General features: G+C 28.2%; 8 protein-coding genes. All 8 read right to left on the bottom strand.

Annotated features, from left to right (window positions below; translation table 11 throughout):
• Nucleotides 1–2,166 precede the first annotated feature (2,166 nt).
• Nucleotides 2,167–2,910: an ABC transporter ATP-binding protein gene (locus ACQCX0_RS03570; protein ID WP_462562803.1), complete on the bottom strand. Its 744-nt coding sequence runs from the start codon at nucleotides 2,908–2,910 to the stop codon at nucleotides 2,167–2,169.
• A 15-nt stretch (nucleotides 2,911–2,925) separates the two neighbouring features.
• Nucleotides 2,926–3,714, bottom strand: a complete 789-nt coding sequence (locus ACQCX0_RS03565; RefSeq protein ID WP_462562802.1) for an MlaE family ABC transporter permease — start codon at nucleotides 3,712–3,714, stop codon at nucleotides 2,926–2,928.
• Between the two features lie 47 nt (nucleotides 3,715–3,761).
• The gene (gene alr, locus ACQCX0_RS03560; protein WP_462562801.1) at nucleotides 3,762–4,931 is read right to left on the bottom strand and encodes an alanine racemase; all 1,170 of its coding nucleotides are present in this window, start codon (nucleotides 4,929–4,931) and stop codon (nucleotides 3,762–3,764) included.
• Nucleotides 4,932–5,070: 139 nt separating this feature from the next.
• Nucleotides 5,071–6,516, bottom strand: a complete 1,446-nt coding sequence (locus ACQCX0_RS03555) for a replicative DNA helicase (protein WP_462562800.1) — start codon at nucleotides 6,514–6,516, stop codon at nucleotides 5,071–5,073.
• Between the two features lie 73 nt (nucleotides 6,517–6,589).
• Nucleotides 6,590–7,219, bottom strand: coding sequence for a 50S ribosomal protein L9 (gene rplI / locus ACQCX0_RS03550; RefSeq protein ID WP_462562799.1), 630 nt, complete (start codon nucleotides 7,217–7,219; stop codon nucleotides 6,590–6,592).
• A 10-nt stretch (nucleotides 7,220–7,229) separates the two neighbouring features.
• Nucleotides 7,230–8,162, bottom strand: coding sequence for a hypothetical protein (locus ACQCX0_RS03545; RefSeq protein ID WP_462562798.1), 933 nt, complete (start codon nucleotides 8,160–8,162; stop codon nucleotides 7,230–7,232).
• Nucleotides 8,163–8,165: 3 nt separating this feature from the next.
• A complete protein-coding gene (gene rpsR, locus ACQCX0_RS03540) occupies nucleotides 8,166–8,387 on the bottom strand; it encodes a 30S ribosomal protein S18 (protein WP_462562797.1) in 222 nt (73 codons plus the stop codon).
• A 4-nt stretch (nucleotides 8,388–8,391) separates the two neighbouring features.
• Nucleotides 8,392–8,907 (bottom strand): 30S ribosomal protein S6, encoded by a 516-nt coding sequence (gene rpsF / locus ACQCX0_RS03535; protein WP_462562796.1) that lies wholly within the window; start codon nucleotides 8,905–8,907, stop codon nucleotides 8,392–8,394.
• Between the last annotated feature and the right edge of the window lie 156 nt (nucleotides 8,908–9,063).

The raw sequence follows: 9,063 nt of genomic DNA, 5'->3' as shown, positions 1-9,063 counted from the left end.
GCGACCACCGAGATCTACACTCTTTCCCTACACGACGCTCTTCCGATCTTGAGAGTTGCGGTGAAAAGTTAGGCATAATCATAGGTTGAGATTCACTTCTTTTAGTAATTTTTGGGGTAAGGGACTCTAAATTACTAAACAAGGTAGCCGAGGTAAAAACTACACCCTTAAGTTCAGATAAATTCTCTAAGGCAAAAGGTTTGCTGGGGTCTAAGAAATTTCTAAAATAGCCTATATTAATAATTCTACCTTCTTCTCTCTCTAAAAGATATCTATAAATATAATCTTCTTTTTGTTGCTCTAACTCATTGATCATTTCTATATAAGTAGTAAGAGTACTAACTAAAATACTATCCGTTATTTTGAGAAATTCCTCAAGGGCTTTTTTATCAGTAGTTGTATCTAAAAAAGTTAATTTATAGAGTAACCCCTCCTTTAGTTTTTGAGTAATACGCAAAAGGCGAGTTAATTCATTTTTTAAGGTAAAACTAGCATTTAGAAGAGCTTCATTAAGGGTTTTATGAGGGTGTGCTTCTATGGAATAATATTGGCTAGTATCATCATTTTCTTTAAGAATTATCCTATAAATTAGGTATAAGAATTCCTCAAAAATACCTTGAGGATTATGTGATTCTATATTAGCTAACCAATTATAAGTGGGAAGAAAATTAGCTACTTGCAGTAGAGTGCCTAAAAGATTTTGAATGGTTTGCTCTATTTCTAATTCTGTAGCAGATTTAGATTCAGCAGTGATAGTACTTTGTAAAATTAAATGTAGCCTTTGCTGAATACCGCTTAAGAGTTGATTATTTAATCTATTTTTTTTACCTATTAACCAATTTCTTAAATAAATTCCGTTTAAAGCACTAATTTGGGATGAAAATATATCGTCACTTATATAATAAAGATTATGAGCCTCATCAAAAATCACATAAGGTATGTCTAAATTTTTATTTAGTAGAGTTAATGCATGGTTAGAAATTATTAATTTAGAATCTTTACTTTTAGCCTTTATGTTAGTAATAAAACACTTTTTATAATGTTTGCATTTGCTATAAATACATTCTTCTTTTTTATTAAGAATTGCATCAAAGAAGCGGTAATCAATAATATCTTGGAGCCAAGGCATAATGTCACCACTAATAATATCGCCTTGTTCTGTATAATACATATAGCGCAGAATTAATCCGATAAATAATTTAATAGGAGTATTCTCACTTATTTTTAAAATATTTTCATAATTTAATAAGCAAATATAATTATTACTACCGGTTATGGTAGTAACTTCTTGTTGGTATTTATCTGCTGAAAAGATCTTTTTTAATTCTAAAGCGATTTGTTTTTGTAAGGTTTTAGTGTAAGTACTAATTAAAACTTGTTGCTCCGGGTTTTTTTCTAAAAAAACTAAAATAGGAGCTAAATAAGCTAAAGTTTTACCGATACCAGTGGCTGCTTCTGCAAAAACAGCTCTGATATCAGTGGTATTTAATTCTATATTGCTAAAAATTTTAGTTATCGCCTTGGTATAACTTAATTGAGCGGTTCTTTTTTCGGTTGAAAATCCAGTAAGTTTAGTTAAACTTCTTAAGGCATCGGTTTCTGTAATAGAAACTAGGGTATTTTTGTTTGGGGTTTTAGATTTTTGTATTTTATATTCTTTTAGATATTGCCAAATTCTTAAGTAGGAATTATCAATCTTAGGATTGTAAGCTAGGGGTTCTTGTAGGGTTAATAAAATTATATCGCTCCATAACCAATTATCTAAACGCATATATCTAGTAATTGCTGCTATAGATTTTTTTTCAACTATATCTTTATTTTGTAAATCTGCTAACAGGTGATTGGTAATTTCAAAAAGTAGAGTGCTCTCAGTAGTTAAATCTTGGGAATAGTTTAGTTTAAAAAATTTTGCTAAGGCAAAAATTGTAGGATTTATATGAGATATAGGATACAAAAAAGCAAATAACTCTAAAATGTCAAGAGCTATTATTTTTTGCTTAAGTTTTTTAGAAAGGATATATTTATTACAAATAAGAGGAGGAGTTTTAAAAAGATTATTCTCAACACTACTTAAAGAAATATGTGTATGAGAATTGTTATTAAAGTTAAAAATACTGAGAGTAGAAGCATTAAAAGATACAGAGAGGTTAGGAAAATACATCTTTTTTATTCTGGTATTCCAAATACAAAGTTTTTTACTAATTTATTATCTGTTGCGTCTAATTCTTGCGGTGTTCCTCTCCAAAGAATTTTACCACCATTGAGCATGGCAATTGAGGAAGCAATTCTTTTAGCACTAATCATATCATGGGTGATAGCAATGGAAGTTGCCCCTAGTGTTTGGGCAGTATTAACAATTAAATCATTGATTACATTTGCCATAGTAGGGTCTAATCCGGTTGTAGGTTCATCAAATAAAATAATTTTAGGATTAACTGCAATTGCACGAGCAAGAGCTACCCTTTTTTGCATACCTCCTGATAACTCACATGGGTGTAAAGGTAATATATCCTCGTTTAAACCAACCATTTTGAGTTTTTCTGTTGCAACAAATTTTTGTTCGATTTTAGAAATTTTTTCTTTATTAATTAAGCCGAACACAATGTTTTCTTCTACGCTCAAACTATCAAATAAAGCCCCTCCTTGAAATAACATAGCGATATCACGATTAATTTTAAAACGTGCATTAAAATTTAAATTACTAGCTAAAGTATTATTTATATAAACCTCTCCACTATCAGGGGTTAGAATACCTAGAATAATTTTTAATAGTACCGATTTTCCAGTGCCTGAACCACCTATAATAACTAAAGATTCTCCTGCTTTTACCTCTAAATTTAGATTGTCTAGTACTAATTTAGAAGTAAATCCTTTAGTAACATTCTCTAATTTAATTACAATATCTGACATTTAATATTTTTCTCTTTAAATTTTAAAAAATAATAGGGTTAGCAAATAATCTACTACAAAAATTAACATAGAAGCGGTTACTACGGAATAAGTGGTAGCATTGCCTACTCCTTGGGCACCACCTTTTGAGTTATACCCAAAAAAACATCCCATAAAAGCAATAATAAAGCCAAAAATAGTAGCTTTAATTAATCCAGAAAAAATATCCCAAAAAGTTACAAAATTCCAAGTATTTTTTAAATAAATTACAGGATTAAAATCTAATTTAGCAACTGCTACTAAAAGACCTCCCATTACTCCTATAATATCAGTAAGTAATACTAAAATAGGTAAGGCTACAATAGCTGCAAGAATTCTTGGAACAATCAGGTATTTAATAGGGTTAACTAATAAAGTAAATAAAGCATCTATTTGCTCTGTTACCTTCATAGTGCCTATTTCTGCAGCCATAGATCCTGAAATCCTACCTGCAACAATTAAAGAAGCTAGTACTGGACCTAGTTCTCTAGTAATAGATACTACAACTACGTTAGCAATAGCGTTTTCCGCTGAAAACCTAGCAAATCCAGTATAACTTTGTAGTGCTAATACCATACCTGAAAAAATTGCTGTTAGTCCAACCACAGGTAAAGAAAAGAAAGCTATCTCTATAAATTGTTTCTTAAAATTCTTAATATAATAAGGTGGTTTAATACCATTTATAAAAATAATAATAAAAAAATGTACAAAGTTTCCTATGGTTTCCAAGGTGTTTAGAAAAAGTTTTCCACTTCTTTGAAATATGTTAAATAACAACGTTCCCATATAATACAATCCTTAATTTGAAGTAGTTATAACGGATAGACTATGCATCATAAGCTTTCCTTAATTATAGAATTATTTTCCAAAAATATTCTAGGATATCTTTTAGTTAAATAAGTAGAAGCTTCACAATGAATAGTATTAGCAGCTTCTGCTATATCATCTAAACTTTGGTTATTGCCAATTATTTCTACTATAGTACCTTCTTGTTGTAAGTTTATATCAAGATGAGAGATATCTATATTAATTAGATCCATAGAAATTCTTCCGATGATTGGACAAGGGATGCCTGCTATAAATAATTTTCCTTTAGTATGCCTTAAAATACCATCTGCATACCCGATGGAGACAATGGCAGTTTTTGTATCTTTAATTGCATTCCAAATATAGCCGTATCCGCAACCTTCACCTTTTTTTATAGTTTTTATTTGTAAAATAATACTGTACAATTCTATTACAGCTTTCATAGGGTTAGATACCGTTGGAGTAGGATTGCCACCGTATAACGCAAAACCCGGACGAATGAGATCGAATAAATATTCTTTACCTAAAAATGTACCATAAGAAGCGACTAGGGAATATTTTTGTTTAGGAAATTTCTTAATAATATCTTGAAAATTATGTAATTGTAAAGAATTAATAGGAGAAGTAGCAATATCTCCACAAGCTAAATGTGAGATTATATATTCTATATTTAAGTAATTAAATATAGTAGGGTTATTTGTTAATAAAGTATCTATCTCGGTTGTAGTTAAGCCTAATCGGTTCATACCTGTTTCTACATGTAAGATACAATCAATAGTTTTTTTTTGCTTTTTAGTAAAATTTAGTAAAGTCATTACCTGTACAAGTGTATTAAGTACCGGAATAAGATTATATTCTTGTAATTCTGGCAATTCATCTGCTATAAGTCCATGTAAAATATATATTTTAGGGGAAATATTTTTATGGTTTGTAAAACTTTTTCTAAGGGCAATTCCCTCCATAAAAGTTGCTACAAAGAATTGCTTACAACCATATGATGCAAGAAACTTTCCTATTTCTTTTAATCCTAAACCATAAGCATTATTTTTAAGAACGCAGGCAACTTGTGCTTTATTAGAATTTGCTATTTTTTGTAAGCTTAAGTAATTATCCCTAAGAGCGTTAGTATTAATAGATAATAGTGAACCATATTTTGTAATTAAATGTGTTACTTCTTTAGAAATAATAGAGTTCAAGGATAAAACCTTCTTTATATTATTGTTATTACCATTATTATATGGTAATTTACTTATTTTGCATATGATTTTTTATAAGAAATAATGGTAATAGTCATTTTTACAGTATTAAGTTAATATTTTAGTAATTTATTTATTTCTAAAGTTTTTTGTAGGGAATACTAGTTTTTCCTCCGGAATAAGCCATGTTATCTTGTAATAGATTCTCAAATTGAGTATACATACCATTGAATCTTAAATCTACATCACCAATAGGACCATGTCTGTTTTTAGCAATAATAACCGTAGCTTTATTTTTACATCTCTCAAAAGCATCTTTCCACTTTAAAAATTTTTCATTATCTTCTTCAGGTTTAGAACGTGATAAATAATATTCTTCCCTATAAATAAATTGTACTACATCAGCATCTTGCTCAATAGAACCGGATTCTCTTAAATCAGATAACAGTGGTTTTTTATCATCTCTAGTTTCTACAGCCCTTGATAATTGTGAGAGTGCTAAAATCGGAATATTTAATTCTTTAGCAATTCCTTTTAATCTTCTAGTGATATCTGATACTTCTAATACTCTGTTTTCATTCCTTTTCTCCCCGCTAATTAATTGAATGTAATCAATAACTAGCATTCCTAAATTATGTTTTCTTTTTAATCTTCTAGATTTAGCTCGAATCTGTGAAATATTCAGAGCAGGAGTATCATCTATAAAAAGAGGAATAGATTTTAAATTATTAGCAGCAGCAATTAAACGATTAAAATCTGCCTCTTGAATTAAGCCTTTTCGAATTAAATCACTTTGAATACTAGCCTGAGTTGCTAAAATTCTACTAGCTAATTGTTCAGCCGACATTTCTAAAGAAAATATTCCTACTACTGCTCCTTTTTTACCGGCAGTTTCTTTATATTTTATGGCAGCATTATAAGCAATATTAGTAGCTAGTGCTGTTTTTCCCATAGAAGGACGACCTGCTATGACTACTAAATCGGAAGATTGAAATCCTCCTAGTTTTTTATCTAAATCTAATAAACCGCTACTAACGCCGGAAATACCATCTTGATTAGCTTTAGCTTTTTTGGCAATTTCTAATGCCATATCAAGAGAAGTAGCAAAATCTTTAAAATCTAAATTAACGACACCACGCTCAGATAAATTATAAATAGATTTTTCAATTTCCGATATTTGTTCAAGGGCTGTTTGTTCAGTAGAATTAAGTTGTTCTTTGATATTGTCTATTAAAATTACTAACTCTCGTTTTAAATAACAATCATAAATTATTTGGGCATAACTTCTAGTACTTGAAGAACCTGTGGTTAAAGAGCTATCAATTAATTTATTAAGGTAATCCATAGTAATTTCTTCTTTATGAATTACGTCTGCACTAACTTTTAGTAAGTGACTAATAGTAATAGGGTCGGCAACTTGTCCTTTCTCAACAATTTTACTATAAATTCTATAAATATCTTGATTAATAGAGTTATAAAAATAGTCAGCGGTGGTGATATCGGCTATATATTCAAAGAGATTGTTATTAATTAATAAAGAGCCAAGTAAAGCTTCCTCAGCTTCTATATTATATAAAGTAGACATGACACATTAACCTATAAATATTAATCAAAACTACTATTAAATATTTTTTAAAACTGTATTGTAGTAGCAGTTTTTACTTTTTAGAAACATTATTTTCAATATTTTCTACTAATTCAGTATTAGAAGTAGTTGTTTCTTTATATAACTTTGTATCTTTTTTATTAGTTTTATCAAAAGATTTACTATTAATTTCTTCTTTCTTAGAATTTGCCTTTTCAATAGCAACCTTATGAGCCTCTAACTGGATAGTAGCTTCTTCTGTACTTCTTGCTATTACTAAGAGAATCTCATTCTCAACCTCAGGATGTAAAGAAATTATAATAGGAAATATTCCAATGCTTTTAAAAGGGTGAGCAATGCGAATCTGGTCTTTATGTAATATAAAACCATTTTCCTCTAGGGTTAAAACAATATCTTTTATAGTTACAGAACCATATAAATGTCCAGCTTCTCCGGCATTTCTAATAATTATAAAATCTTTCCCTACTATTTTATTAGATACAGCCTCAGCTTCAGCTTTCTTCTTTAAATTTACTGCCTCTATCTGAGCTTTTTGAGTGGCAAAATATGCTAGGTTATCTTTAGTAACTCTTAAACATTTATTTCTTGGTAGTAAATAGTTTCTAGCATAACCGTTCTTTACTGCAACAGTATCTCCTATTTGTCCGAGACCTGTAATTCTTTCTAATAATATTATTTCCATAATCTTATATCTACCTTTTTATTAAACCTATTTCTTTTAAAAATCCTAGTATTAAAATACATAATAATAAATATATACTAAAAAATACTAATAGTAAATAAAACACTATCATTACTATTAAATTATTCGTAGTTATTACTTTAGAAAGCATGCCAACTCCAGAATAAATAAAGGCTAAGCTTAAAATTACTATAACATTAATATTAATATAATTAATCTGATACGGATTTGTAAGAAGATAGTGTAAACTAAGAGATATAATAATATAAAATATGAATATCCAGATAAAAAAAGGAGGTAATGTAAAAATTTTTTCAAGATATTTTGGTAAATGATAATAGGATTTTTTTACAATAAAAATTGCTAATCTATAATTAATAGTCATTATTACTAACCAAAATAAAGTAATCATGGCTAAAAATAAGGCATTCAATATAGGGAATACTTTATCTAGATTTTCTCCTATATAAGGATTACTGGTTTTACTAAAAATTGAAACCAAGTACAAACCATCTTCAATTAAATCACTTAATGAAGTATTATTAAAGAATAATACTGTGTTTAAAGTTATTAATACAATACTAGCATAAATTGTTAGAATTGTAGAAAAGTAGTTAGAATAAGTTTGGTTCTTATGGATTATTATTAAAAATAATAACATAATAGGAATTACAATTCCTAATAAATAAGCAAAGGATACTTCAAAGTAAAAAAATCCTAATAGAAAAAAACACAATAACGAGGATATAACTAAACTTGGAAACCCTTGGGTAAGAAAGGATAAAAATAATGGTAAAGGCAATAATATTGTTAATAATAAAAAAATTAGAATACTAAATTCTATTTGATTATTATTAGAATTGCTAACATAAAGATTACTATAAAGTATGGTAAAACTAAGTAAACCATATAAAATACTAATAAGCGGTTTTTTTAATAACATATTCTATTTGTTAATAAAAGGTATTAAAGCTAAAAACCTAGCAATTTTTATTTGTTCTGATAATTCTCTCTGTTTCTTGGCAGATACGGAAGTTATTCGTCTAGGTAAAATTTTACCCTTTTCAGATAAAAATCTTTGCAATAGTCTAATATCCTTATAATCCACTCTTGGAGATTTATTACTAGAAAGAGGACAAAATTTACCTGGTAACATATTATTTGACATTAATTTATTCCTTTATTAACTCTGTTGAAGATACATTAGTACCAGTGATTCTTTGATTTTGAGTGCCTGTATCTCTAGTATTATTTTTGGAATATTCGTTTGTATCTTTAGTATTTTCAGTTCTTTGATATCTTTCCTGAGTATTTTTAGTCATTATAGAAGGTTCAGCATCTAAATATTCTACTTTGATAGTAATATACCTGAGTACACCTTCATTAACATATAACTGCCGTTCTAGTTCTTTAATAATATCTTTAGAAGCTATAAAATTTAATAAAGTGTAATGTGCTTTTTTTTGTTTTTTTATTTTATAAGCTAAATTTTTTAAGCCCCAATACTCTACTTTTGAAACTTTTCCACCTTGGGTTTCTATAAGTTCTTTATATTTATTATTTAATGTTTCTATTTGTTGAGTTGATAAATCACCTCTAAGCACATAAACATGTTCATATAAAAATAAATTATTGCTTAAATCTGCTTTTTGCACAGCAGAAGTACTTGATATAGTATTATCTGACATTTAATAATATTCTCCCTATTGGCTCGTCCCAACTCTAAAATAACTAAAAACAATGAGTATAGCTCGATTATGAGCTAGGGATATCTTGTTTTACTTATAACAATAAATTATTTTTAGAATTATGTCAATATATGTATTTAGTATATTAATAATTTG

This window comes from Candidatus Hepatincolaceae symbiont of Strigamia maritima (assembly GCF_055505085.1).
This window is presented reverse-complemented; position numbering and strand designations above follow the sequence as displayed.

Excerpts from the sequence above, each read along its gene's own strand:
- ACQCX0_RS03570 (WP_462562803.1), bottom strand. The coding sequence starts at position 2,910 with ATGTCAGATATTGTAATTAAATTAGAGAATGTTACTAAAGGATTTACT.
- ACQCX0_RS03565 (WP_462562802.1), bottom strand. The coding sequence starts at position 3,714 with ATGGGAACGTTGTTATTTAACATATTTCAAAGAAGTGGAAAACTTTTT.
- ACQCX0_RS03555 (WP_462562800.1), bottom strand. The coding sequence starts at position 6,516 with ATGTCTACTTTATATAATATAGAAGCTGAGGAAGCTTTACTTGGCTCT.
- rplI (WP_462562799.1), bottom strand. The coding sequence starts at position 7,219 with ATGGAAATAATATTATTAGAAAGAATTACAGGTCTCGGACAAATAGGA.
- ACQCX0_RS03545 (WP_462562798.1), bottom strand. The coding sequence starts at position 8,162 with ATGTTATTAAAAAAACCGCTTATTAGTATTTTATATGGTTTACTTAGT.
- rpsR (WP_462562797.1), bottom strand. The coding sequence starts at position 8,387 with ATGTCAAATAATATGTTACCAGGTAAATTTTGTCCTCTTTCTAGTAAT.
- rpsF (WP_462562796.1), bottom strand. The coding sequence starts at position 8,907 with ATGTCAGATAATACTATATCAAGTACTTCTGCTGTGCAAAAAGCAGAT.